This is a genomic window from Mycetocola sp. CAN_C7 (assembly GCF_015752285.1).
GTDB lineage: Bacteria > Actinomycetota > Actinomycetes > Actinomycetales > Microbacteriaceae > Mycetocola_A.
The window spans coordinates 349,501-374,704 of the sequence record NZ_JADOUY010000002.1 but is presented as its reverse complement, the minus strand read 5'-3'; the positions used below and the strand labels follow the sequence as shown (position 1 = coordinate 374,704).

Below are 25,204 nucleotides of genomic sequence, written 5' to 3'. Positions count from 1 at the left end.
ACGGAGTCCGGCCGGTCCTCTGACCGGCCGGAGCCATCAGCGGGGGAGTTCGCCCGGTTCGGAGCCGATGGCGATAGGCACTCGCACGGCGCTGCCCCACTCGGTCCACGAGCCGTCATAGTTGCGGACGTTCTCGAAGCCGAGAAGATGCCGGAGCACGAACCAGGTGTGGCTGGAGCGTTCACCGATGCGACAGTACGCAACAACCTCGTCCCCGTCGTTCAGGCCGGCACCGTCACGGTAGATGGCGTCGAGCTCGGACAGGGGGCGGAAGGTGCCGTTCTCGGCCACAGCTCGCGACCAGGGCACGCTCTGCGCGGTCGGAATGTGTCCGGCTCGCAGCGCGCTCTCTTCGGGGTACGCAGGCGCTGTGGTCCGTTCCCCGCTGTACTCCTCCGGCGACCTGACGTCGATGAGCGGCTTGCCCAGGTGAGCGAGGACATCCTCCTTATAGGCACGGATAGTAGCGTCGTCCCTCTCGACGACGGGGTAATCAACGGCGGGCCGTGTGGTGGCATCCGTCGTGATCGGGCGACCTTCGGCGATCCATTTGTCACGACCGCCATCGAGAAGCCGCACGTCGCTGTGGCCGAAGAGCGTGAAGACCCACAGGGCGTAGGCCGCCCACCAGTTGTTCTTGTCTCCGTAGATGACGACGGTGTCGTCGCGGGAGATTCCCCGACCGGAGAGGAGTGCAGCAAATGCTGCTCCATCGATGTAGTCGCGGAGCACAGGATCGTTGAGGTCGGTGTGCCAGTCGATCTTCACCGCACCCGGAATGTGGCCGATTTCATAGAGGAGCACATCCTCATCTGATTCGACCACGACGAGCCCCGGTGCACCGAGGCGTTGTTCCAGCCACTCGGTCGTGACGAGTCGCTCCGGGTGGGCATACTCGGCGAAAGCCGGCGACGGGTCTGTTTCGATGGGCATGATCTACCTCCGGAATCGGCCCCAGCTCGTGCTGGCGGGGCGCTGACTGGCTTAGGCTTGGGACTCGTTCTCCCTGCGAAGATACGCAGCATCACCGCTCGCGGCGGCCACGCCGTAAGACTTCGACACACGAGGTATTATCCCATGAGTCACACCGCCGAAACGGCACGCATCCGGATCGCCGACCGCACTCCGACGATTACCGGGGACGAGATCGCTTCGAGCCTGACGCCGCCACGTCAGTTCGCCAGCGCCAGCTTCGAGAGCTACCGCCCCGACCCCGACTTCGCCTCGCAACAGGAAGCGGTCGCACTGCTCCAGGCTTTCTCGACGGGATGGGCGCCTGCTCGCTCCGGTGGATTCTTCAGCCGGCGCAAGAAGGAACCGGAAGTGAAGCCCGGCGTCTACCTCGACGGCGGATTCGGTGTGGGCAAGACGCACCTGCTCGCAGCGCTCTGGCACGCGGCACCCGGGCCCCGCAAGTACTTCGGCACCTTCATCGAGTACACAGCGCTGGTCGGCGCTCTGGGTTACGCCAAGGCCGTGGAGGCGCTCACCGGGTCGACGCTCATCTGCATCGACGAATTCGAACTCGACGACCCGGGCGACACGATGATGATGACCCGCCTCCTCACCGAACTCGTCTCGACGGGGACTCGCGTCGCCGCGACCTCGAACACGCCGCCGAACGCGCTCGGCGAAGGACGGTTCGCTGCTGCGGACTTCCTCCGCGAAATCCACGCCATGTCTGCGCACTTCACAACCCTCCGCATCGACGGCAATGACTACCGCCGTCGATCCACCGAGGGCAACTCGAACACGCTCTCCGCTGAGGAGTACACCTCCGCTTTGGACGGAGGAGAGCGGGTGTCAGACGATTCGTTCGACGAACTGATCGCCCACCTGGCGACCGTCCATCCGTCGAAGTACATCAAGCTCATCGATGGCGTCGACCGCATCGGCCTTCGGGATGTCCACGAACTTCACTCCCAGACCGAAGCGCTTCGCCTCGTCGCATTCATCGACCGTGTCTACGACGCTCAGATCCCGATTGCGGCGACCGGCCTCCCTCTCGACCAAGTATTCGCCGGTGACATGCTGTCGGGCGGGTACCGCAAGAAGTACCTGCGCTCGATGTCGCGGATGATCGCGCTGACCGAGGTTTCGTAGCCGCCCGTAACGTGGTTTTTACACAGGCACCCCTCACGTAACAGACCCGAAACATCGGGTGCACCGCTCTCGAAACGTCCACAAAGCATGCTGGCTTCACACCGACTGGCGCATCGCGTCCTTTCGTCGGTCAGCCCGATGCACTCGAGAGAACTAAGGACACGATATGGACACCGGCAGCATTGCCTGGGCCATCACAGCCACCGCACTGGTGCTGTTGATGACGCCTGGCGTCGCATTCTTCTACGGCGGCCTTGTGAAGGCCAAGAGCGTTATCAGCATGATGATGATGAGCTTCGGCGCACTCGGCCTCATCAGCGTGCTGTGGATTCTCTACGGCTTCAACATGAGCGCGGTCGCGAACCCGCTGGACTTCGCCGGGAACCCTTTCTCGGACTTCGGCCTCACCGCCCTCTCGCAGGGTGCCGACGCGAACACGAACCTCCTCGGCGCGACCTACGGCGCAACCTTCGCCATCATCACCGTGGCCCTGATCTCGGGTGCCATCGCCGACCGCGCCAAATTCGGATCCTGGATGCTCTTCGCCGGCATCTTCGCGACGATCGGCTACTTCCCGATCGCGGCATGGGTCTGGGGTGGCGGCTGGATCATGAACCTCGGCACCGCTCTCTTCGGCGAAGACGCAGGCATCGGCGTGATCGACTACGCCGGTGGAACCGCTGTCCACATCAACGCCGGTGCAGCAGCCCTCGCACTCGCCCTGGTCCTGGGTAAGCGTGTCGGATTCCAGAAGGGCATCCAGAAGCCGCACAACGTTCCTCTGACCCTCCTCGGTGCTTCGATCCTCTGGTTCGGCTGGTTCGGCTTCAACGCCGGAGCCGAATGGCTCAACGGACTCGCCAACACGGGCCTCATCGTCATCAACACGCTCGGCGCGACCGCCGCGGCGATCATCGGCTGGTTGATCATCGAGAAGCTCAAGGACGGCAAGGCAACATCGGTCGGAGCCGCGTCCGGTGCCGTCGCCGGCCTCGTCGCCATCACCCCGGCGTGTGCCAACCTCACCCCGGGCTGGGCCCTGCTGCTCGGTGTTCTCACCGGTGCGATCTGTGCCCTCGCCATCGAGCTGAAGTTCAAGCTCGGCTTCGACGACTCGCTCGACGTCGTCGGCATCCACCTCGTCGGTGGAATGGTCGGAACGCTGTACCTCGGCTTCTTCGCGACAGAGACGGGTCTCTTCCTCGGCGGCGGATTCGAGCAGCTCGCCGTTCAGTTCATCGCTGCATTCGCCGTTCTCATCTACTCCTTCGTCGTGGCAGGCGTCGTCGGCTTCGCGATCCAGAAGACCCTTGGTTTCCGGGTCAAGAACGAAGACGAGATCGCCGGCGTCGACACCACGGTTCACGGCGAAGAGGGTTACGCCCTCGAGGTCGTCTAACCGGACACACACAGCAGCGCTCCCAGCGCATGAGACGGGATGTCACCTCGGGGTGGCATCCCGTCTCGTCTGTGCTGGCAGGGACCTGCCTCAGGCGCCGCCAGAACCGCACCGCCGCTAGGGTGATGCAGTGATATCTCTTCGCTCGGTCATCAGTTCGGTTGCCGCGTCAGTCATGCGCACGACCTCTGCTCGAACGGGGCCGACCTCCACTCCGATCGGAGGTGAGCAGGGCCGAAATGGAACGAGTGCAACGGTTGAGGTCTCGCCGTCACAGATCGGCACCGTCGAGATGGGTTATGTTCCGTCGACAGATGGAAACCCGGACCCGGGCGAAATCGTCTGGACGTGGGTGCCGTACGAAGAGCAGGACGGCCGGGGCAAAGACCGTCCGGTTCTGCTCGTCGCAACGGAGTCGACCGGCACCACCCTTGCTCTTCAACTGACGAGCAAACCGCACGGCGGAGACCACGATTTCATCGCGATCGGCCGGGGCCGCTGGGACACCGAAGGCCGGCCTAGCTGGGTCGGCCTCGATCGTGTGTTCCGGGTGCACCCGGACGGGATGCGCCGGGAGGCCGCGGCGCTGGACCGGGAGAACTTCGAGCGCGTCACCGGGGCACTGGCATCCCGCTACGGCTGGCGCTGAGTTCGCGATCCTGAGGGATAGAATTTTGTCATCGATGTCAGCGGACATTCGGTGTTGTCGGACGGGGAGTCCTCATCAGAATCATCAGTTACAACCTCCGCAAGCACGCGGCGAGTGCTGAACTCGTCGGCCTCGAGACGCTCTACGACACGGATGTGCTCTGCCTGCAGGAAGCAGACAGCGAACTGCTGCCTGAAACCGTCGGCAGCCTTCGGCTCGCAGACTCGACGAAGGCTAACCGCCTCGGTCTGGCCATCTATTACAACGAGAATCGATTCTCCGCGGTATCCACGACGGCGTTCGAACTGAAGAAGTCGATGCACGACCGACTGTTCTCCCCGGCGCATGAACGCCTCATTGCGACGAAACTGTTCGACAAGGTCGCGAACCGCGAGATGCTCGTCGCGTCGTTCCACGCTGCTCCGCTTACCGCACTGAATTCGTTGCGTCGCCACCAGATCACCACCGCTCACGCCGAGCTCCACTCGCTCGCGGAGGGCATTCCTACGGTCATGGTCGGAGATTTCAACTACCCGATCTTCCAGAACAATCTGCGCAGACGGGTGCAGGAGATGGGCTACGAGCTGTCGCTGAGTAACGCGCGCACCTACGCCAGGTACAAGATCTTTCGGGGCCACTTCGATTTCGTGACGAGTGTCAACATGGGTATCGACGATGTGAAGACCCTCCCACGCGGGGCATCGGACCACCGCGCCATCCTGGTCACGACGACCTACCTCGACTGATCACCACCCTCGATCTCGGTGAAACGGAACCGCAGTCGATCGGCAAGCTCGTCAAGGTGAACCTGACCGGCACATCGATGACGTCAGATCTGCGATGCCTCCCCGAAACCGACGACCGTGCCGTGCGCTCTCGAGGCCCATTGCACTGCCGTGCTCGGCGCCTCAGCTGGTCGCGTCCGAGTCGATTTCGCGAATAGTGCGAACGGCTGACGCGACGAAGGCAGGGTTGGTCTGTCGGTAGTAGGGAATGATCAAAGCGGCCTGGTGGAGGGCGTATCCACGCGCCCTCAGCCAGGTGTCGTCGTCGACCGAGAGGTGATCCCGGAACGCGCGCCGCCCTGAAACACCGAAGACGCTCCAGGCTGCGATCACGTCTGCCGCCGGGTCGCCGATTCCCGCGCCGCCCCAGTCGATCACGGCGTGGAGGTGGCCGCCACGTGCGATCAGGTTCGGGCGCAGGAGGTCCGTATGGATCCAGACCGGAACCCCGGTCCACTCTCTGCCCGTCAGCGCGGCCTCCCAGGCCTGCAGCGCTGCGGCTGCGTCGATGAGGTCACCCGAGGCGGCGATCGCCTCCCGGGTCATCCCATCCAGTTCTCCGAGCGGCCTGCGGCCGGCCGGTGGGCCGCCCGTCGGGTCGAACTTCCTGAGCTCGAGGATGAACGCGGCCAGCTCGCGGGCAGCCACGGTCTCATCCGTGATCGCTTCGTCGGCGTACGGGGTTCCGTCGATCCACTCGTACACCGCCCACGGCACCGGGCACGTTGCGCTCGGACGACCGGCGAAGACGGGCCGGGGGACCGTCAACGGCAGTCGCGGCCCGAGGGTCGGGAGCCAGGCAAGCTCCCGTTCGAGGTCGGATGCCCAACGCGGCACCCGCGGAATACGGGCGGCAAGGCGATCGCCGAGCCGGTAGACCGCGTTCACTGTGCCCGTCGACCGAACCTGCCTGATCGGCAGGTCAGCGGCCTCCGGATACTGGTCGAGGATCAGGGTGCGTACGAGTTCCGCATCGACCGGGATCTCGTCATCATGCATCGTCATCGCTCGTCTTCCCGTTGTCTTGTCTTCGGCATCCTCATTGTTCCCGGCACCACGATATGTCGCATCGGCACTGTGTAGCATTTTCGGAGAGCCGTCGTGACAGGGGCGACCATCGTCGGTCGCAAGGGCTGCGAACGGCTGCCGGGATTTCGAGCGGTCACTCAGACGATGTCTGGCGGTCGGATCAAAGGAAAAGGCCCGCGGAGTCCGCGGGCCGTGCTGGTGGGCGATACCGGACTCGAACCGATGACCTCTTCCGTGTGAAGGAAGCGCGCTACCAACTGCGCCAATCGCCCGTTTGCTCCGAGCATTTCTGCTCGCAACGACGTCTAATCGTACCCGAACCGGAGTGCCGCCGCGAACCACACAGGCATCCGTTTCAGCCTGAACGAGACGCCGAATGACACGGTGGTAACTCGATTTTGTTTCTCGCCTCATCATCAAGTAGAGTCTTTCAAGCACGCAGGAATGCGAGCAAATGCGGATGTGGCGCAGTGGTAGCGCATCACCTTGCCAAGGTGAGGGTCGCGAGTTCGAATCTCGTCATCCGCTCGAGTGTTGGGGTCAGCCTTCGGGTTGACCACGGCATGTGGGCAACCACACGCGGTGGCGTGGCCGAGAGGCGAGGCAGCGGCCTGCAAAGCCGTCCACACGGGTTCGAATCCCGTCGCCACCTCGCACTCATAACTGAATTACACTTGTACGTAGCATGAGCGATTGGCGCAGCGGTAGCGCGCTTCCCTGACACGGAAGAGGTCGCTGGTTCGATCCCAGTATCGCTCACAGAGAAGAAGCCCGGACAGAAATGTCCGGGCTTCTGTGGCTTAACCCCGGGACCGCACCGGCGGCCCCCTGGACCGCAGGGGCCGCGCTCCAGTTGGTTCGATCCCAGTATCGCTCACAGAGAGAAAGCCCGGACAGAAATGTCCGGGCTTCGTGCGTTCATGAGCGAGCTCCGGAACGGATGCCGTCGACGGCTACGAGGTCGACGTGACCTGAAGGGTTGCCTCTCTGCCGAGGAAGCGTCCGAACCGGTGGACGGCCTCGTCGAGCGCTGCGGCCTCCGGGCCGGTTATCGCTCCGAAAAGTGTGGCATCGACAACGACGGCGTCTGCGGTGAGAACTCGCTTCCAACTGCCGACCGTCCGGCCGTCGATGACAACCGCACGCTCTAGTGACGTGTCGGGTGCGGCCGGATGTGCACGGACGACTCGCAAGTCCTTGTAGGCGACAATCGTCTCGTCGTACATCGGGATGAGGAACGCACGCGCGCGTGGGGCCATCGCGCCAGCGACGCTTGCCGCTTGACCGGAATACCAGACTCTTCCTGCCTCGTCGGTGGTTGACTCCATACGGTCGGCCAAGCGGGCGAGCGCCGCGCGAGTTTCGCTGGTTGGCTGGCTCGACCAGGCGCTGAAATCCCTGACCGTAGCCGGTCCGTGACTGCGGAAGTATCGGGACACGAGCTCGGTGAACGCGGACTCCCGCGACCGCTCGTCGTGCTCGGCGACCGGAACGCGGTCATCGAACAGGGCGTAGGTGTGCTGACGCCCGTGGCGGGGACCATTACAGATGATCTCCTCGAGTTCTGCGTGCATGAGGAGATACCCGAGACGCTGACCCTGAGCCTCGATACCCGCACCCGCCAGGCTTTCGGCAAGCTCCGTCCGCGTCCGCGTCTGACCACCAGACAGGATGCTCCGCAGCCGGTCGTGAGCACGAGCAAACAGTGAGTCGTCGAGGTCGTGTCTTCTGTACCAGTACGCGTTGAGTGCGTGAACGCGCTGCCGGGTGAGCCGGAGAATCCAGCGGGCATCATCGCGTGCGAGAAAATGCCAGGTCGGGCGTAGGGCGTGCGTCCTGACGACCTCGCCACGGGAGATCGCCGTCTCGATCTCCTCGTCGGTGCCGTCCCGGATCCGCTCGGCGATCGACCACTTCGCCTCGGCGTATTCCTGGGCCTGCATCGCCCCCAGCCAGCCCACGGCAGCCGCGACGCTCTCGCACGGTTCGCCGGTCAGACCCTGGACGACCAGCCTGCGCCGGATGACGTCGAGTGGGTCGAGAGGAGTTGCCCGTTCCGGGGGAGAGCCGCCGGCCATCTCGCACCCCGCCCCCGATTCGGTTCGATCAAAGTATCGCTCACAGGGAAGAAGCCCGGACAGAAATGTCCGGGCTCCTGTGAGGCTCGGCCGCTATGGCTTGAGCACGACCTTGATGCAGCCGTTCTCCTTCTTCTGGAACATCTCGTACATCTCGGGTGCCTTGTCGAGCGGAACCCGATGGGTCACAAGGTCCTCGACTCCGAGCGGATCGGACGGGTCTTCGACCAGGGGAATCAGTTCATCGCGCCAGTGCTGCACGTTGCACTGCCCCATCCGGATGCTCACCTGCTTGTCGAACAGCGACTTCATCGGAATCGGATCTGCCTCACCCGCATAGACGCCGCTGAGCGAAACCGTGCCGCCGCGGCGGACCGAGTCGAACGAGTTGTACAGGGCTTCAAGGCGGTCGACACCCGCCGTGTTCATGAGCTTCTTGGCGATTCCATCCGGGAGCAGGCCGACGGCGTTCTGGGCAAGCGTCGCGCCCGGGCTGCCGTGTGCCTCCATGCCGACAGCTTCGACGACCGAGTCCGCGCCGCGACCGTCGGTTGCGTCGCGCAGACGTTCGACGACGTCATCGGTCAGATCGAAGGTCTCGACGCCGTATCGCTCGGCCATGATCCGTCGTTCGGCGACCGGTTCAACGGCGAGAACACGATGCCCGAGGTGCCTGCCGATCCTGCTGGCGAACTGCCCCACGGGGCCGAGCCCCATGACGATGAGCGTGCCGTCATCGGGCAGGTCGGCGTACTGCACACCCTGCCAGGCGGTCGGCAGGATATCGCTGAGGAAGAGGTACCGCTCGTCGGGCAATTCGTGTCCGACCTTGGTGGCATTGAAGTCGGCGAGCGGCACCCGAAGGCGCTCAGCCTGGCCGCCGGGAGTCGAGCCGTACAATTCGCTGAACCCGTATAGCTGCGCTCCGGTGCCCTGCTCCGTCATCTGGGTCGTTTCACACTGCGAGTGGAGTCCACGAGCACACATGTAGCAGTCGCCACAGGCGATGACGAACGGAATCACGACGCGGTCGCCGGGGGACAAGCGCGTCACCTGCGAGCCGACCTCCTCGACGACGCCCATTGTTTCGTGGCCAAGGATGTCCCCCTTGTCGAGGAAGGGGCCGAGCGTCTCGTACAGGTGCAGGTCGGAACCGCAAATGGCGGCCGACGTCACCCGGATCACGACATCCGTTGGCTTCTCGATCGTCGGGTCTGGAACAGTGTTGACGGAAACGGATCGTTTTCCTTGCCAGGTGAGTGCTTTCATGTGCCCTGTCTACGCCTCAGACCGGCGGGGCGTCCACGGCCTTGACGCTGCGGGCTACGAGAAGTACCGTGCAACGCCGTCCACCGCAACCGCCCCGACCCGATCGGCGGGGAAACTAGGCTGAAGACATGAGCACTGAGACAGATGTAACGTCAGACACCGAGACGACGTCACCCCGCCGGCTGTGGACCGACCGGATCGGGTACCTCGGCACGCGCAGTATTCAGCTGCTGCTGATCATCACTCTTGCCGCCGTGGTCATCTGGGGTTTGGTCCAGCTCAAGCTTGTGGTCATCCCGGTACTCATCGCTCTCATCGTCGCCGCCGCCGCGTCACCGGTTATTCTCTGGCTCCGTCGGTTCATGCCCGATGTCGTCGCCGCGTGGGCAGCGCTGCTCACCGGTTTCGTTGCCTTCGGTGGCGTCGTGACCCTCATCGTCTTCGCCGTTCGCGGGCAGGCAGAAGAACTCGTCGATTCCGCCGTGCGCGGCATCGATCAGCTTCAGGCATGGCTCCTCGACGGGCCGTTGCCGATCGATGCCCAGCAAATCGAAGAGGCACGTGATGCCGCAGTCGACTTCCTCACCAGCAGCCAGTTCGGCAGCGGGGCGCTGGCTGGTGTCGGGGTGGCCGCAAATCTCATTACCGGCTTTGTGCTGGCCATCGTCATCCTCTTCTTCTTCCTGAAAGACGGGGATGCGATCTGGAGATTCTTCCTCAAGCCCCTCCACGGCGAGCGGCTCGAGCGCGGCAAGAGGATCGGCCACACGGCGGTTCGTGTCCTCGGCGGATACGTGCGCGGGACCGCCCTAATCGCGTTCGTCGACGCATTCTTCATCGGTCTCGGTCTCTTCATCCTCGGTGTCCCGCTCGCCCTCCCGCTCACCGTGATCGTCTTCCTCGGCGGATTCATCCCGATCGTCGGTGCAACGGCGGCGAGCATCCTGGCGGCGCTCGTCGCGCTCGTTGGGGCCGAGAACGGCCCGATCGTCGCGCTCATCGTCATCGGCATCGCCGTGCTGGTGAACCAGCTGGAGGGGAACTTCCTTCAGCCGGTTGTCATGGCGCAGTCGCTCAAGTTGCACCCGCTCGTCATCCTCGTCGCGCTGACCGCCGGCACCATCCTCGGTGGCATCACCGGAGCTGTGCTCGCCGTGCCGATCGCAGCGGTCGCCTGGGCCATCGTGAAGGTGTGGACCAAGCCCGACCCGTCGGTCACGACTCCCGCGAAACAACTGCGCAAACGCAAGAAGGCTACTCCCGCCGTCGAGGCTCCGTCGGAAGAGGTCCCGGCCCAGTAGCCCCGGCGGTCACGGCGGATGCCGCAAGATCCGAAAGGATCTGCGTCACCGTCCCGACGGCGGTGTGCTGGACGACGTGAGCGGCACCCGGCACGGTCACCAGCCGGCCGTCGTGTGAGAGCGTCGCGAGTCGCGCGCCCCAGCCGTGGGGAGCGATCGGATCCCGAGCTCCGCGGATCACAACGACAGGAACGTCGACGACCAGGATCCGTTCCTCGATCCGATAGCCGAGCATCACCGGAAGCTCAGTGAGATACCAGCGGATGCCACTGCGCACATAGTCCGTCATGACGATCCAGTTCGCGGTGGGTGACTCACGCAGGCTGTCGCGCAGAAGCCGCATGCCCTGTTGCCAGGGCGCCGAGGCCCGCTCGTCGACGACCGGCCCCACCAGGGCGATTCCGTCGACGAGACGGGGATGACGGGCGGCGGTCTCCGCGACGAACTGCGAACCCATCGAATGACCGACCAGAACGGTCTCTTCACAACCCCGGGCCTGCAGGTACGCGGCAATCAGATCGGCACCGTCCTCGATGCTGAGTGCGCCGGACGGTCGGGGAGCTCGGCCGAAGCCGGGCAGGTCGATCGCGAGCACAGTTCCGACTGCCGACAGGGCCTGAGCCAGTCGCCGGAAGTAGCGCGATGACATCCCGATCCCATGAACAAGCACGAAGGTCGTGCTGCCGGCTCCTGCGCCCGGTGCCCAGCTTGACGCGACCAGAGTGAAACCGCCGTGGTCGAACCGTTCGGTCCGGGGTGACCGGGGAGCGTCGACAGAACTGGCGATTGGAGTCCGGAAGTCAGGGCACACTGCGTCAGTCCTTTGTTCGGTCGGCGGGTGCACCCACTCTACGAGCACGTCGGCGTACCCGGCGTCGGGACGAGGGATGCGCCCGGCGGCGCTAAAGTTGAAGAGTCTGTGAGAAATGCAGCGATTGAAATGATCTTCAAGAGGAGCACACCCGGTGTCTGACGGTTTCGAGCGATTTACCGACCGATCCGTTGTCGCAATGCGCGTCAACGGCGAGTTGACCGACCTCGCGACGACGATCACTGACACCGACGACGTCGAGGCCGTCACCGTCGATTCTGCCGACGGCCTCAGCATCCTGCGCCACTCTGCCGCCCACGTGCTCGCGCAGGCCGTGCAGAAAGTGAATCCGGATGCCAGACTCGGAATCGGCCCTCCCGTCACCGACGGTTTCTACTACGACTTCGACGTGCGTGAAGCGTTCACTCCTGACGATCTCAAGGCGCTCTCGAAAGAGATGGATCGGATCATCCGGCAGGGCCAGCGCTTCGTCCGCCGTGTCGTGAGCGAAGAAGCCGCACGCGAGGAACTCGCGAGCGAGCCGTACAAGCTCGAACTGATCGGCCTCAAAGGCGGCTCGGCGTCAGCCGACGACAACGAGAACGTCGAGGTCGGCGGTGCCGAGCTCACCATCTACGACAACGTCAACCCGAAGACAGGGGAGACGGAGTGGAAGGACCTCTGCCGCGGCCCGCACCTGCCGAACACCCGGATGATCGGCAACGGCTACGCCCTCATGCGGGTAGCGGCCGCCTACTGGCGCGGCTCGGAGAAGAACCCGCAACTGCAGCGCATCTACGGGACGGCCTGGCCGACCAAGGACGAGCTTCGGGCCTACCAGGGCCGACTCGAAGAAGCAGCGAAACGCGACCACCGCAAACTCGGGGCGGAACTCGACCTCTTCAGCTTCCCTGACGAGCTCGGCTCAGGGCTCCCGGTGTTCCACCCGAACGGCGGGATCATCCGCAACGAGCTGGAGGGCTACTCCCGCAAGCGGCACATCGAGGAGGGCTACTCCTTCGTCAACACCCCGCACATCACCAAGGGGCACCTCTACGAGATCTCCGGTCACCTCGACTGGTACCGCGACGGCATGTTCCCACCCATGCACATCGACGCCGAGTACGACGAGAACGGCGACGTGCGTAAGGCCGGCCAGGATTACTACCTGAAGCCGATGAATTGTCCGATGCACAACCTCATCTACGGTGCGGGAGCTCACTCCTACCGCGATCTCCCGATGCGCCTGTTCGAGTTCGGCACGGTTTACCGCTACGAGAAGTCCGGTGTCATCCACGGGCTGACCCGGGTGCGCGGCCTGACGCAGGACGATGCCCACATCTACTGCACCCGTGAGCAGATGAAGGACGAACTCACCGGCACACTCAACTTCGTGCTCGGCCTGCTCAAGGATTACGGCCTCAACGACTTCTACCTCGAGCTCTCGACGAAGGATCCGGTCAAGTACGTCGGAAGTGACGAGGCGTGGGACGAAGCCACCCGCACTCTGCAGGAAGTCGCCGAGGCATCCGGTCTCGAGCTCGTACCCGACCCGGGTGGGGCCGCCTTCTACGGCCCGAAAATCTCGGTCCAGGCTCGCGACGCGATCGGCCGCACCTGGCAGATGTCGACCATCCAGCTGGACTTCAACCTGCCCGAGCGATTCGAACTCGAGTACACAGCGGCTGACGGCTCCCGGCAGCGCCCGGTGATGATCCACCGCGCGCTTTTCGGCTCGATCGAGCGATTCTTCGGTGTCCTCACCGAGCACTACGCCGGGGCATTCCCGGTCTGGCTGTCTCCTGTGCAGGTCGTCGGAATCCCCGTCGCCGAGCAGTACGGCGCCTATCTCGACGACGTGATCGGCCAGCTCAGAGTCGTCGGCGTCCGGGCGCATGTCGACCACTCCGATGACCGGATGCAGAAGAAGATCCGTACTCACACGAAGCTGAAGGTGCCGTTCCAGCTCATCGTCGGTGAAGAAGACAGCGCCAACGGTGCGGTCAGCTTCCGATTCCGTGACGGTACCCAACTCAACGGTGTCCCGATCGCCGACGCGATAGCCCGCATCCGTTCGTCCATCGATTCACGCGAACAGGTGTCGACCGCATGGCTCGACTAGGCGTCGACGATCACCCCGAGCCGAGCGAACCCGGCATCCCTGTCGCGGAATCCGTGGAGTCGGGTGCGCACCTCGCCGGAGTCCCGGACGAATTCCAGCGCCTGTGGACACCGCACCGTCTGGTGTATATCCAGCATGGTCAGCAGCCTCATGAAGACGACTGCCCGTTCTGCCTCGCGCCGACGATGAACGACGAGGATGCCCTGATCGTGGCGCGGGGCGAACATGCCTACGTGCTGCTCAACCTGTTCCCGTACAACAGCGGCCACCTGCTCGTCTGCCCGTACCGTCACATCCCCACCTACGACCTTGCGACTGCCGACGAGGTTGCCGAGATCGGGTCCCTCACCCAGACGGCGATGACGGTCGTGCGCAATGTGTCGAAGAATGACGGATTCAACATCGGCATGAACCAGGGCATCGTCGCGGGAGCCGGAATCGCTGGCCACCTGCACCAGCACATCGTTCCGCGCTGGGCGCAAGACGCGAATTTCCTACCGATCATCGCGAAGACGAAAGCGCTGCCGCAGCTCCTCGGCGACGTGCGCGCAGCCATCGCGGACGCCTGGCCCTCCTCCTGACCCCGTGCGCGCCGCCCCAGGGGCAGTGCGCTCACCCCGAACGATCTAGGATTGATCATTATGACTAACAGCACCAACACCGGCGAACAGGGTTCCAACCGCGTCAAGCGCGGTCTTGCAGAAATGCTGAAGGGTGGCGTCATCATGGACGTCGTCACAGCCGAGCAGGCGCGCATCGCCGAAGACGCCGGAGCGGTCGCCGTGATGGCTCTCGAGCGCGTCCCCGCCGACATCCGTTCCCAGGGGGGCGTCGCCCGTATGAGCGACCCCGACCTCATCGAATCGATCATCGCCGAGGTCTCGATCCCGGTGATGGCCAAGGCTCGCATCGGTCACTTCGTCGAAGCCCAGGTGCTCGAGGCGCTCGACGTCGACTACATCGATGAATCGGAGGTTCTGAGCCCCGCCGACTACGTCAACCACATCGACAAGTGGGAATTCACCGTTCCGTTCGTCTGTGGTGCGACCAACCTCGGTGAGGCGCTCCGCCGCATCAACGAGGGTGCAGCCATGATCCGGTCGAAGGGCGAAGCCGGAACCGGTGACGTCTCGGAGGCGACCAAGCACATCCGCAAGATCAAGTCGGAGATCGCCGCGCTGAGCTCGATGTCGAAGGACGAGCTGTACGTCGCCGCCAAGGAACTGCAGGCGCCGTACGATCTCGTCGCTGAGATCGCGGAGACCGGCAAACTGCCCGTCGTTCTCTTCACCGCAGGCGGAGTGGCGACTCCTGCCGACGCTGCGATGATGATGCAGCTCGGTGCCGACGGAGTGTTCGTCGGGTCGGGGATCTTCAAGTCGGGTAACCCCGAGAAGCGTGCAGCCGCCGTCGTCAAGGCCACGACGTTCTTCGACGACCCGAAGGTCATCGCTGAGGTCTCGCGCGGTCTGGGCGAGGCCATGGTCGGCATCAACGTCTCCGACCTCGCCGCGCCTCACCGCCTCGCCGAGCGTGGCTGGTAGCGGCGCGCCGCAGGTCGGTGTCCTCGCCCTCCAGGGCGATTTCCGTGAGCACGCCGCTGTTCTGAGAGGTCTCGGGGCGGATGTCGTACACGTTCGGCGTCCCGAGGAACTCGCCCTGATCGACGGACTCGTCATTCCCGGAGGCGAGTCCAGTGTGATGGACAAACTGTCGCGGACCTTCGGCCTTGCCGACCCGCTGAAGGACGCCATCGCATCCGGATTGCCCGTATACGGGACCTGCGCAGGGCTGATCATGCTGGCTGACCGCATCCTCGAGGGCATCACCGGGCAGCAGACGCTGGGCGGGCTCGACGTCGAGGTCCGGCGGAACGCTTTCGGGTCACAACTCGACTCGTTCGAAACCGACATCGACATCCCGGTTCTCGGAGCGGAACCGGTGCACGCCGTCTTCATCCGGGCGCCGATCGTCGATTCTGTCGGGCCGAACGCGACGGCGCTTGCTGCCCTCGAGGACGGTCGCGTCGTCGCCGTCGAGCAGGGTAATCTGCTCGGCACGTCGTTCCACCCCGAGGTGACAGGCGACATCCGTTTCCATGCGTACTTCCTCGAGAAGGTGCGCACACGCGCACGCTGAACCCGCCACACGAGCGCCGCGTGATTTAGACTGATGCGGTTAGACATCCAGTAAGGGAGCACATGTCCGGACACTCCAAGTGGGCGACGACCAAGCACAAGAAGGCGATCACCGACTCGCGCCGTGCGAAGGCGTTCGCGAAGCTCATCAAGAATATCGAGGTCGCCGCGAAGATGGGCGGTGCTGACCTCTCTGGTAACCCGACTCTCGTCGACGCCATCCAGAAGGCCAAGAAGACGTCGGTCCCCAACGACAACATCGACCGCGCGGTGAAGCGCGGAGCCGGCCTGTCCGGCGACGCCGTCGAGTACACGACGATCATGTATGAAGGCTACGCGCAGCACGGTGTCGCATTGTTGATCGAATGTCTGACCGACAACAAGAACCGCGCGGCCGCTGACGTCCGCACGCTGATGAGCCGCAACGGCGGCACCATGGGCGACCCGGGCAGTGTTGCATACAACTTCGCGCGCAAGGGGATCATCGTCGTCCCGGCAGCTGACACGACAGAAGACGACATCCTCGCCGCCGTGCTCGACGCCGGAGCTGAAGAAGTCGTCGATGAGGGCGAGACCTTCGAGATCATCACCGACCCGTCCGATCTCGTCGCCACGCGGACAGCGCTCCAGGAGGCCGGGATCGACTACGACTCCGCCGATGCCGCTTTCGTGCCCAACCTCAAGGTCGAGGTCGATGCCGAGACCGCGCGCAAGATCTTCAAACTGATCGACGCGCTCGAGGATTCTGACGACGTGCAGAACATCTACAGCAACTACGCGCTGTCGCCCGAGGTTCAGGCCGAGCTTCAGTCGCAGGACGACTAAGGCCGCCAGTGACCCTCCGGGTGCTCGGCGTCGACCCCGGCCTCACACGGTGCGGCATCGGCATCGTCGACGTCGAGCCGAACCGGAAAGCCAGGCTCGTGCACTACACGGTCGTGCGGAGTGATATCGACCTGTCGATCGACCAGCGACTGCTGATCATCGGGCGAGGACTCGACGCTGCTTTCGACGAATTCACGCCCGATGCCGTCGCCGTTGAGCGTGTCTTCGCGCAGCACAACCTGCGCACGGTGATGGGGACGGCACAGGTTTCGGGGCTGGCGCTCCACGCTGCAGCGAAACGCGAATTGCGGGTCGGGCTGCACACGCCGAGCGAGGTAAAGGCGTCGATCACCGGATACGGCTCAGCAGACAAGAAGCAGGTGGCGACGATGGTCGCCCGCGTGCTCGGGCTTGCGGAACCTCCCCAGCCTGCTGATGCCGCCGACGCGCTTGCGCTGGCGATCTGTCATGCCTGGCGCGGTGGTGTGGTGCCCGCTGTATCCTCCTCGGGCGGATCCGCTTCCGCTCTCACTCCGGCTCAGCAGGCGTGGGCACGCGCCGAACGGGCGGCCCGCGGCGGTAAGTGAGCGGGTGCCGCGGCCGTACGACAACAAGGGTCGACCACGAAGGCGCGCCCGCGACCATTTCTGTCGTCTGAGCCGGCGGCATCCGCCCACACGACAAAAAGGGTCGTTCTTAGAGCGCACCAGCGACCGTTTGTGTCGCCCGACCGCGAATACCGGGCATCCGCTCCTCGGCACGCTGGCGCACCAGGAAGCGTGGCGCTCCCGGCTGTGTCACCCGGTCGACGTAGGCTTGAAAGGTGATCTCAAGCGTGCGCGGAACAGTAGTCTCGGCGGTCGGCGGCAACGTCGTCCTCGAGGTAGGCGGAATCGGATATGCCGTACAGGTGACCCCAGAACACGCACTAGCGCTGCGGGTCGGCGACCAGGCATTCGTACACACGTCGTTCATCGTCCGCGAAGACTCGATGAGCCTCTTCGGCTTCGAAACCCGCGAGCAGCTCGCCGTCTTCGACCTGCTGACCGGCGTGACCGGCGTCGGCCCGAAGTCGGCGCTCGGCGTCCTCAGCGTCCTCGGCCCCGGCCAGATCGCCGCAGCGGTGGCGTCAGAAGATGACGCTGCGTTCCGTAAGGTGTCGGGCATCGGCCCGAAGACCGCCAAGCTGATCGTGGTATCCCTCGCAGGCAAGCTCATCGCCCACACCGAGACGGCAGCCGCCCCTGTGGCGACGACACCAACGGGTGACCGCGTCGTCGTTGCCCTCGTCGGCCTCGGCTGGAGCGAGAAGGTGGCTGTGCAGGCGGTCGATGATGTCGTCTCCTCGACCCCGGATGCTGCCGGCGCGTCGGTGCAGACGCTCCTGCGCCTCGCCCTGGCTCAGCTCGGGCCAGCGCAGCACAGCCCGGCGCGGACGGGTTCGCGCGCATGAGCGACCTCGACCTGACCGACCCAGCACCCGAGTCAGACGCTGAACTCGTCTTCGAGGGCGCACTCCGACCGCAGAGCCTCGCCGAGTTCGTCGGGCAGACCAAGGTACGTGGCCAGCTGGAGCTGCTGCTCAAAGCTGCAGCGATCCAGGGGCGCACAGCCGACCACATCCTCCTCGCCGGCCCTCCAGGACTCGGCAAGACGACGCTGGCCATGATCGTCGCGCACGAGAGCCAGAAGCCGCTCCGGATGTCGAGCGGGCCCGCGATCCAGCACGCCGGAGACCTCGCAGCCGTTCTCTCAAGTCTCGTGCCAGGCGAAGTACTCTTCATCGACGAAATCCACCGCATGGCCCGCTCGGCAGAAGAAATGCTCTACCTGGCGATGGAAGATTTCCGCATCGACATCATGGTCGGCAAGGGGCAGGGAGCGACGTCTGTGCCGCTTGACCTGGCCCCGTTCACCCTCGTCGGTGCCACGACCCGATCGGGTCTGCTCCCGAACCCGCTCCGCGACCGCTTCGGGTTCACGGCACACCTCGAGTTCTACGACACCCCGGAACTCGAGCGCGTTCTGCACCGTGCGGCGCGGATGCTCGATTTCCCGATCGACGGCGACGCCCTCGCCGAGATCGCGGGACGCTGCCGGGGAACACCGCGCATCGCGAACAGGCTGCTCCGTCGCGTGCGCGACTACGTCCTCGTCCACGAAACGGATGCCGACAAAGCATCCGTTCGTGCAGCGCTCAACCTCTACGACGTCGACGAACTCGGACTCGACCGACTCGACCGTGCCGTGATGGAGATCATGCTGACGCGGTTCGGGGGAGGACCTGTCGGCCTCAACACGCTGGCGGTGTCGGTCGGCGAGGAGGCGGAAACAGTCGAGAGCGTCGTCGAGCCGTTCCTCGTCCGGATCGGACTCATCACGCGGACACCGCGCGGGCGCGTCGCCACGCCCCAGGCCTTCGCGCACTTCGGCATGCACCACGCTCAGGGTTCTCTGTTGCCCGATGTTCTATAATTTGTAATCGGCCTCTCGGCCCCACCCCCTAACCTTGCGGTCGTACGATCGCGGAAGGCATCACAGAACTCATGGATCCCCTCAGCATTGGCATGCTCGCCATTCTCGCCGTCCTCATCTTCTTCATGTTCCGCAACGGACAGAAGCGCAAGCGCGACATCGAGGAAAAGCAGACGAAGGTCGTCCCCGGCGCATCAGTCATGACCAACTTCGGTGTGTTCGGCACCATCCTCAGCGTCAATGACGACAAGGTCGAGGTCGAGACCAGCCCGGGCAACGTTCTGACGGTGCACCGCCAGACCATCGTCCGCTTCCTCGATGACGAGCCTGCACCGGTCGACGAGACCGAAGACGACGTTCTCGCAGATGACGCTCCCGAGCAGATCAACGAGGACCACGCCGCGTTCACGACCGATCCGGAATTCGGAGAGCGCGTCGACCCGATCGACACGAAGCCAGCCGATTCACGTGAAAAGAACTCTGACCAGTAGTCTTCCTGAGGAGCGTCGCCGCTCCAACTGCGGTTTCCCGAATCCGCTTTACCGTCGAAGCGTCCCTTCCGCCCTCCAGCGACCGGACGGTCATAGAAAGCTGAGTACGTAGTTGGCACAGTCGAGATTGTCGCCCGTCCGTAAGGCGTGGCGCTCCCTGACCTGGCTGGGTGTCATTACCCTTGCGCTCCTGGCCGTCCTCGTCGGAGGCATTATCTGGGGCGGAGCGAGCTGGGCACCCAAGCTGGCGCTCGACCTCGAGGGTGGAACACAGATCATCCTCCAGCCGAACGTCACCGACGATCAGCAGGTGACCCAGGAGCAGCTCAACCAGGCTGTGTCGATCATCCGCCAGCGGGTCGACGCTTCGGGTGTGTCTGAGGCCGAGGTCAACACCGAGGGCAGCAACGTCGTCGTCTCCATCCCCGGAGAAGCCGACGAAGAGACCCGCAACCGGATCGAGGCATCCGCGAAGCTCGAGTTCCGTGCGGTTCTCGTCGCCGGTGCGCCGTCGAACACCTTCGTGGGCGAAGACGGGACCGAGACGCCGTACCCGTCGCCCGACCCGGCCCTGCCAGCAGAGCCCACAGCCGAGCCGACCACTCCGAGCGACCTCGCGCAGATCACCCCGGCCCTCGAGGCCCGGTTCCAGGCTTTCGACTGCAGCCAGCCGGTCGAGGCCGGGCTGGTGCAGCCGGCGGATGAGCCCATCATCGCCTGTGAAGCGGACGGCAGCGTCAAGTACATCCTCGGCCCGGTCGAGGTCGAAGGCTCGCAGATCTCGGATGCCACGAACGGCATGCGCACCACCCAGACCGGTGCAACCACGGGGGAGTGGGCCGTCAACATCGAGTTCAACGGTGAGGGCACTGAGCAGTTCTCCGACGTCACCAGCCGTCTGAACGGACTCGAGAGCCCGCAGAACCAGTTCGCAATCGTCCTCGACAATTCGGTCATCTCCGCCCCGCAGACCCTCGCGGTGATCACGGACGGCAAACCTGAGATCTCCGGAAACTTCACCCAGGAGTCGTCGAAGACGCTCGCAGACCAGTTGAAGTACGGCGCGCTGCCGATCAGCTTCACGGTGCTGACATCCGACCAGATCTCGGCGACGCTCGGTTCCAGCCAACTGCAGATCGGTATCCTCGCCGGAATCATCGGCCTGATCCTCGTCGCGATCTACACGCTCTTCCAGTACCGCCTGCTCGGTTTCGTCACCATCGCCTCGCTGGTGGTGGCCGCGGTTCTGACCTACCTCGTGATCGCGATCCTGTCGTGGCGCAACGGCTATCGTCTGTCACTGGCCGGTGTCGCCGGACTCATCGTCGCCATCGGGTTCACCGCCGACTCGTTCATCGTGTACTTCGAACGAATACGAGATGAGCTTCGCGATGGCCGCGGCCTCGAATCCGCCGTCGAAGCCGGGTGGCGCCGAGCCCAACGCACGATTTACGCATCAAAGGGCGTCAACCTCCTCGCCGCCGTCGTGCTGTACGTCCTTGCTGTCGGAAACGTCAAGGGCTTCGCATTCACGCTCGGTGTCACCACGGTCATCGACGTGATCGTGGTGGTGCTCTTCACCCACCCGACACTGCAGTTGCTCGCCAAAACACGGTTCTTCTCCAGCGGACATCCGCTGTCAGGACTCGACCCGAAAGCGCTCGGGGCCGTCTACCGGGGCAGGGCACAGTTCAGACAACCCGTTGAGAGCAAGCAAACCAAAGCAACACGGTCGAGCCGTGAGGCCGTCAAACGCCAGACCATCGCAGAACGCAAGCAGGCTGAGCTCACCGCTGCAGGCGGCAAGAAGAGCCAGGAGAAGGATTCCTAATGGCAAGCCTGACCACATTCGGCAATGACCTGTTCACAGGCAAGCGCTCGTTCAACTTCGTTGGCAACCGCAAGATCTGGTTCAGCGTCGCGATCGCCCTCGTGCTCCTGTCGATTCTCGTTCCGGTCGTCAAGGGCGGGTTCAACCTCAGCTTCGAGTTCACCGGCGGTTCGCAGTTCACGATCGCCCCTGTGGCATCGACGAACCAGGACACAGCGACGGATGCCGTCGCGAGCGTCGTCCCCGAAGCTGTCGCGAAGGTGACGACGGTCGGTGATGATGCGGTGCGCGTGCAGACGAGCCAGCTCACCAGTGCGGAGACCACCGAGGTCACCGCTGCACTCGCCAGCGCCTTCGACGTGCCGGAAGAGGCCGTGGCGACGTCGTTCATCGGTGCGTCATGGGGTCAGGACGTCACCAGGCAGGCGCTCTCCGGCCTCCTGATCTTCCTTGCCCTCGCGTTCGTGATCATGGCCCTGTACTTCCGCACCTGGAAGATGTCAGCGGCTGCGATGATCGCCCTGCTCGACGTGCTCATCATCACCCTCGGTGTGTACTCCCTCAGTGGTTTCGAGATCAGCCCGGCTGCCGTCATCGGCTTCCTGACCATCCTCGGCTATTCGCTGTACGACACGGTCGTCGTGTTCGACAAGATCAGGGAGAACACGACTGAGGACGGCGACAACGCGCCGCGCACCTTCGCTGAGTCGGTGAACCTCGCCGTCAACCAGACCCTCGTGCGATCGATCAACACGTCAGTGGTCGCCGCCCTGCCTGTTGCGTCGATCCTCGTCATCGGTGATTTCGTGCTCGGCGCAGAGACGCTGCGTGACATCTCGCTCTCACTCTTCGTCGGCATCCTGGTCGCCACCTATTCGACGATCTTCGTCGCTGCTCCGCTGTACGCGTTGTTCCGCCAGAACGAACCGGAGATCAAGAAGCGCGATGCCCGCGTGATCGCCGCCCGCAAGAAAGCCGCCGAAGAGCCAGCCGTGGTCCCCGCGATCTGACCAACCGGTTTCGCGCGGGATAATGGGTGTGGAGGAGGTGACCGATGACTGATACGCAATCGTCGAGTGCCTCTCTGCGCCGACTGGTTCCGCGCATCTTCTCCAAGGCACAGCCCGCAGGTGCCGTCGATCGTCTGGTGCGCACCGCAAGGATGCATCACCCCAAGGCCGACCTCTCCATCATCGAGCGGGCGTACACGGTCGCGGAGCAGGCGCACCGCAATCAGAAACGGCAGAGCGGTGAGCCGTACATCACCCACCCCGTCGCCGTCGCGCAGATCCTCGCCGACCTCGGCATCGGACCCAAGACCCTCGCAGCCGCTCTGCTGCACGACACCGTCGAAGACACCGACTACGGCCTCGACGAACTGAGGGCTGAGTTCGGCGACGAAGTCGCCATGCTGGTCGACGGCGTCACCAAACTCGACAAGGTCAAATACGGGGAGAGCGCCCAGGCGGAAACGGTCCGCAAGATGATCGTCGCGATGTCGAAAGACATCCGTGTGCTCGTCATCAAACTGGCCGACCGGCTCCACAATGCGCGCACCTGGGGTTTCGTGCCACCGGAGAAGGCTGCGAAGAAGGCCACAGAGACCCTCGAGATCTACACGCCGCTCGCCCACCGCCTCGGTATCCAGACCATCAAGTGGGAGCTCGAGGACCTGTCGTTCGCGGTGCTGTACCCGAAGCTCTACGTCGAAATCGAGAGCCTCGTCAAGCAGCGGACACCCGAGAGGGAAGAGCTCGTCCATCAGGTCATCGACGCGGTGAACGAAGACCTCAAGGCCGCGAAGATCCGCGGCAAAGTCGTCGGCCGTCCGAAGCAGTACTACTCGATCTACCAAAAGATGATCGTGCGCGGTCGTGACTTCGACGAGATCTACGACCTCATCGGCATCCGGATCCTCGTGAACTCCGTCCGGGACTGCTACGCGGTACTCGGCGCGATCCATGCACGCTGGACGCCGATCCCCGGTCGGTTCAAGGACTACATCGCCACGCCGAAGTTCAACCTCTACCAGTCGCTGCACACGACAGTGATCGGCCCTGGCGGCAAAAGCGTCGAGATCCAGATCCGCACCCACGAGATGCACCAGCACGCCGAATACGGTGTCGCGGCACACTGGAAATACAAAGAGAACGTCAACGGCAAGAGCAGCGCCGGTGCGAAAGCCAACGAGAACGACATGGTCTGGCTGGCGCACATCTCCGACTGGCAGGCCGAGACAGCAGACCCAGGCGAGTTCCTCGACTCGCTCCGATTCGAGATCGGCGCCAAGGAGGTCTATGTCTTCACGCCGAAGGGACGCGTCATCGGGCTCCCGGCCGGAGCGACCCCCGTCGACTTCGCGTACGGTGTGCACACCGAGGTCGGACACCGCACGATGGGTGCCAAGGTCAACGGGCGGCTCGTCCCGCTCGAGACCGAACTCTCGAGCGGCGATGTCGTCGAGGTCTTCACCTCCAAGAACCCTGACTCAGGGCCCAGCCAGGACTGGCTGAGCTTCGTCAAGAGCACGCGCGCCAGGAACAAGATCCGGCAGTGGTTCACGAAGGAACGCCGCGACGAGGCAATCGAGCAGGGCAAGGATGCCATCGCGCGCGCCATGCGCAAGCAGAACCTCCCGCTCCAGAAGCTCATGAGCCAGGACTCATTCGCCGAGGTGGCCGCACAGATGCGCTACGAAGACGTGTCGGCGCTCTACGCCGCCGTCGGCGAGGGTCACGTCTCCACCCAGTCCGTGCTCGAGAAGGTCGCCGCGCTGCTGCAGGGTGACAGCGAGGCCGAGGCAGAAGCCATCGACTTCCCGGTCCGTGGCCGCACCCGGAAGCTCCCGCACAGCGACTCAGGCGTGCTCGTGCGCGGGGCACCTGACATCCTCGTCAAGATGTCGAAGTGCTGCACCCCGGTGCCCGGCGATGACATCGTCGGATTCGTCACCCGAGGCTCTGGCGTCTCCGTTCACCGCAGCGACTGCCATAACGTGCAGGACCTGCTCAAGGAACCGGAACGGATGATCGACGTCGAGTGGGCGCCGACATCGAAGAGCGTCTTCCTTGTGAACATTCAGGTCGAGGCTCTCGACCGGGCCGGCCTGCTCAGCGACGTCACCCGGGTTCTCAGCGAACACCACGTCAACATCCTCTCAGCAACCGTTTCGACGTCTACCAATCGCCTCGCCATCAGTCGTTTCGTCTTCGAGATGGGTGACACCACCCACCTCGATCGTGTCCTCAACGCTGTGCGACGCATCGACGCCGTCTACGACGTCTACCGCGTCAACGGCGGCTGACCCGCCGCGGCGATCCTGCCCAGCGCCCGCCGGGCACCCGGCAGCGAGCTCCATGTCTCGTCAGCCGGTTCGATCCCGAAACGTGCGACGAGACGGTGAAGAGCGAGTAACTCGGTCGCTGTCGGCATCGGTGACCGTGCGAGATCGAATGCGGTTCTGACCGGTGTCGTGACACGCAGGGTGCCGACCACGCACTCCTCATTCCCGGCGATCCGCAGCTCGCGAATCACGAACCGCGGTGGGAGGCGCAGGTTCACCCGTTCGGTGGTGCGCGAGCAGAGTTCGTGTCGCCTCGGAGGAGCATCCGTCGCCCCCAGGAGCCAGGCCGCCGTCAGCCCCATCATCACGAGGCGTTCAGCCGGCGCCGACCGTGGCAACAGCGACGCCAGGACCTGGGCACGCAGTTCGGGTCTGTCTGGTTCGTCGGCGCAGGTCCACGCCTCGTCGACGGCGAAGAGCTCCCCATCGAGACAAGCAGCGGAGAGTTCGGCACGGGGCAGGATGTCGGTGGTGAGCACGGACGGAACGGAAGACACGGCGCCAAGCATGCGCGTGTGGTGAGCATCGAGACGCGACACCCGTTGTCCTGTGCAC

23 protein-coding genes and 4 tRNA genes are annotated in these 25,204 nt (G+C 64.2%); 20 read left to right on the top strand and 7 right to left on the bottom strand.

What is annotated here, in order from left to right; translation table 11 throughout:
• Positions 1 to 36: 36 nt before the first annotated feature.
• The gene (locus IWX78_RS05460; RefSeq protein WP_196832461.1) at positions 37 to 933 is read right to left on the bottom strand and encodes a sulfurtransferase; all 897 of its coding nucleotides are present in this window, start codon (positions 931 to 933) and stop codon (positions 37 to 39) included.
• Positions 934 to 1,077: 144 nt separating this feature from the next.
• On the opposite strand from IWX78_RS05460, the gene zapE reads away from it, so the two are divergent.
• From zapE to IWX78_RS05440, 4 genes are all read left to right on the top strand, one after another.
• On the top strand, positions 1,078 to 2,103 hold the full coding sequence (gene zapE, locus IWX78_RS05455) for a cell division protein ZapE (RefSeq protein ID WP_196832459.1): 1,026 nt from the start codon (positions 1,078 to 1,080) through the stop codon (positions 2,101 to 2,103).
• 166 nt (positions 2,104 to 2,269) lie between these two features.
• A complete protein-coding gene (locus IWX78_RS05450; protein ID WP_196832457.1) occupies positions 2,270 to 3,502 on the top strand; it encodes an ammonium transporter in 1,233 nt (410 codons plus the stop codon).
• A gap of 130 nt (positions 3,503 to 3,632) precedes the next feature.
• Entirely contained in the window at positions 3,633 to 4,151 is a 519-nt protein-coding gene (locus IWX78_RS05445; RefSeq protein ID WP_334684577.1) for a type II toxin-antitoxin system PemK/MazF family toxin, read from the top strand.
• 74 nt (positions 4,152 to 4,225) lie between these two features.
• Positions 4,226 to 4,897, top strand: a complete 672-nt coding sequence (locus tag IWX78_RS05440; protein ID WP_196832737.1) for an endonuclease/exonuclease/phosphatase family protein — start codon at positions 4,226 to 4,228, stop codon at positions 4,895 to 4,897.
• 162 nt (positions 4,898 to 5,059) lie between these two features.
• Here the strand turns inward: IWX78_RS05440 and IWX78_RS05435 are convergent, their stop codons facing one another.
• Both IWX78_RS05435 and IWX78_RS05430 read right to left on the bottom strand, forming a co-directional pair.
• Positions 5,060 to 5,941: an aminoglycoside phosphotransferase family protein gene (locus IWX78_RS05435; RefSeq protein WP_196832454.1), complete on the bottom strand. Its 882-nt coding sequence runs from the start codon at positions 5,939 to 5,941 to the stop codon at positions 5,060 to 5,062.
• A 220-nt stretch (positions 5,942 to 6,161) separates the two neighbouring features.
• Positions 6,162 to 6,237, bottom strand: a tRNA-Val gene (locus IWX78_RS05430).
• A gap of 184 nt (positions 6,238 to 6,421) precedes the next feature.
• On the opposite strand from IWX78_RS05430, the gene IWX78_RS05425 reads away from it, so the two are divergent.
• The 3 genes from IWX78_RS05425 to IWX78_RS05415 all read left to right on the top strand — a co-directional run bounded on the left by IWX78_RS05425 (position 6,422) and on the right by IWX78_RS05415 (position 6,724).
• Positions 6,422 to 6,493, top strand: a tRNA-Gly gene (locus IWX78_RS05425).
• 53 nt (positions 6,494 to 6,546) lie between these two features.
• Positions 6,547 to 6,617, top strand: a tRNA-Cys gene (locus IWX78_RS05420).
• A 35-nt stretch (positions 6,618 to 6,652) separates the two neighbouring features.
• A tRNA-Val gene (locus IWX78_RS05415) sits at positions 6,653 to 6,724 on the top strand.
• Between the two features lie 194 nt (positions 6,725 to 6,918).
• Here the strand turns inward: IWX78_RS05415 and IWX78_RS05410 are convergent.
• Positions 6,919 to 8,043 (bottom strand): winged helix DNA-binding domain-containing protein, encoded by a 1,125-nt coding sequence (locus tag IWX78_RS05410; protein WP_196832452.1) that lies wholly within the window; start codon positions 8,041 to 8,043, stop codon positions 6,919 to 6,921.
• Between the two features lie 93 nt (positions 8,044 to 8,136).
• A complete protein-coding gene (locus IWX78_RS05405) occupies positions 8,137 to 9,312 on the bottom strand; it encodes an alcohol dehydrogenase catalytic domain-containing protein (RefSeq protein WP_196832450.1) in 1,176 nt (391 codons plus the stop codon).
• Positions 9,313 to 9,440: 128 nt separating this feature from the next.
• On the opposite strand from IWX78_RS05405, the gene IWX78_RS05400 reads away from it, so the two are divergent.
• Positions 9,441 to 10,613 carry an AI-2E family transporter gene (locus IWX78_RS05400; protein WP_196832447.1) on the top strand — a complete coding sequence of 391 codons (1,173 nt, stop codon included), beginning with the start codon at positions 9,441 to 9,443 and terminating at the stop codon, positions 10,611 to 10,613.
• Here IWX78_RS05400 and IWX78_RS16350 read toward each other — a convergent pair.
• Positions 10,567 to 11,721, bottom strand: a complete 1,155-nt coding sequence (locus IWX78_RS16350; protein ID WP_334684576.1) for an alpha/beta fold hydrolase — start codon at positions 11,719 to 11,721, stop codon at positions 10,567 to 10,569. The genes IWX78_RS05400 and IWX78_RS16350 overlap by 47 nt on opposite strands.
• On the opposite strand from IWX78_RS16350, the gene thrS reads away from it, so the two are divergent.
• From thrS to IWX78_RS05335, 12 genes are all read left to right on the top strand, one after another.
• Positions 11,624 to 13,546: a threonine--tRNA ligase gene (gene thrS / locus IWX78_RS05390; RefSeq protein ID WP_334684575.1), complete on the top strand. Its 1,923-nt coding sequence runs from the start codon at positions 11,624 to 11,626 to the stop codon at positions 13,544 to 13,546. The genes IWX78_RS16350 and thrS overlap by 98 nt on opposite strands.
• Entirely contained in the window at positions 13,534 to 14,127 is a 594-nt protein-coding gene (locus IWX78_RS05385) for an HIT family protein (protein WP_196832441.1), read from the top strand. Before thrS ends, IWX78_RS05385 begins: the two co-directional genes overlap by 13 nt.
• Before the next feature lie 60 nt (positions 14,128 to 14,187).
• On the top strand, positions 14,188 to 15,090 hold the full coding sequence (gene pdxS, locus IWX78_RS05380) for a pyridoxal 5'-phosphate synthase lyase subunit PdxS (RefSeq protein ID WP_196832438.1): 903 nt from the start codon (positions 14,188 to 14,190) through the stop codon (positions 15,088 to 15,090).
• Positions 15,080 to 15,685 (top strand): pyridoxal 5'-phosphate synthase glutaminase subunit PdxT, encoded by a 606-nt coding sequence (gene pdxT, locus IWX78_RS05375; RefSeq protein ID WP_196832435.1) that lies wholly within the window; start codon positions 15,080 to 15,082, stop codon positions 15,683 to 15,685. The genes pdxS and pdxT overlap by 11 nt, the downstream gene beginning before the upstream one ends.
• Positions 15,686 to 15,747: 62 nt before the next feature.
• Positions 15,748 to 16,509, top strand: a complete 762-nt coding sequence (locus IWX78_RS05370) for a YebC/PmpR family DNA-binding transcriptional regulator (RefSeq protein ID WP_196832433.1) — start codon at positions 15,748 to 15,750, stop codon at positions 16,507 to 16,509.
• 8 nt (positions 16,510 to 16,517) lie between these two features.
• Complete coding sequence (ruvC, locus tag IWX78_RS05365; protein ID WP_196832431.1) at positions 16,518 to 17,096, top strand: crossover junction endodeoxyribonuclease RuvC; 579 nt, start codon at positions 16,518 to 16,520, stop codon at positions 17,094 to 17,096.
• A 236-nt stretch (positions 17,097 to 17,332) separates the two neighbouring features.
• Positions 17,333 to 17,962 carry a Holliday junction branch migration protein RuvA gene (gene ruvA / locus IWX78_RS05360; protein ID WP_196832429.1) on the top strand — a complete coding sequence of 210 codons (630 nt, stop codon included), beginning with the start codon at positions 17,333 to 17,335 and terminating at the stop codon, positions 17,960 to 17,962.
• Positions 17,959 to 18,984 (top strand): Holliday junction branch migration DNA helicase RuvB, encoded by a 1,026-nt coding sequence (gene ruvB / locus IWX78_RS05355; RefSeq protein WP_196832427.1) that lies wholly within the window; start codon positions 17,959 to 17,961, stop codon positions 18,982 to 18,984. The genes ruvA and ruvB overlap by 4 nt, the downstream gene beginning before the upstream one ends.
• Before the next feature lie 71 nt (positions 18,985 to 19,055).
• Positions 19,056 to 19,475 carry a preprotein translocase subunit YajC gene (gene yajC / locus IWX78_RS05350; RefSeq protein WP_196832426.1) on the top strand — a complete coding sequence of 140 codons (420 nt, stop codon included), beginning with the start codon at positions 19,056 to 19,058 and terminating at the stop codon, positions 19,473 to 19,475.
• Between the two features lie 112 nt (positions 19,476 to 19,587).
• Positions 19,588 to 21,306, top strand: coding sequence for a protein translocase subunit SecD (gene secD, locus IWX78_RS05345; RefSeq protein ID WP_196832424.1), 1,719 nt, complete (start codon positions 19,588 to 19,590; stop codon positions 21,304 to 21,306).
• The gene (secF, locus tag IWX78_RS05340; RefSeq protein WP_196832422.1) at positions 21,306 to 22,316 is read left to right on the top strand and encodes a protein translocase subunit SecF; all 1,011 of its coding nucleotides are present in this window, start codon (positions 21,306 to 21,308) and stop codon (positions 22,314 to 22,316) included. Before secD ends, secF begins: the two co-directional genes overlap by 1 nt.
• Before the next feature lie 44 nt (positions 22,317 to 22,360).
• Positions 22,361 to 24,610, top strand: coding sequence for a RelA/SpoT family protein (locus IWX78_RS05335; protein ID WP_196832420.1), 2,250 nt, complete (start codon positions 22,361 to 22,363; stop codon positions 24,608 to 24,610).
• Here IWX78_RS05335 and IWX78_RS05330 read toward each other — a convergent pair.
• Positions 24,589 to 25,146, bottom strand: a complete 558-nt coding sequence (locus IWX78_RS05330; RefSeq protein WP_196832418.1) for a type IV toxin-antitoxin system AbiEi family antitoxin — start codon at positions 25,144 to 25,146, stop codon at positions 24,589 to 24,591. The two genes, IWX78_RS05335 and IWX78_RS05330, sit on opposite strands and share 22 nt — an antisense overlap.
• Positions 25,147 to 25,204: the final 58 nt, after the last annotated feature.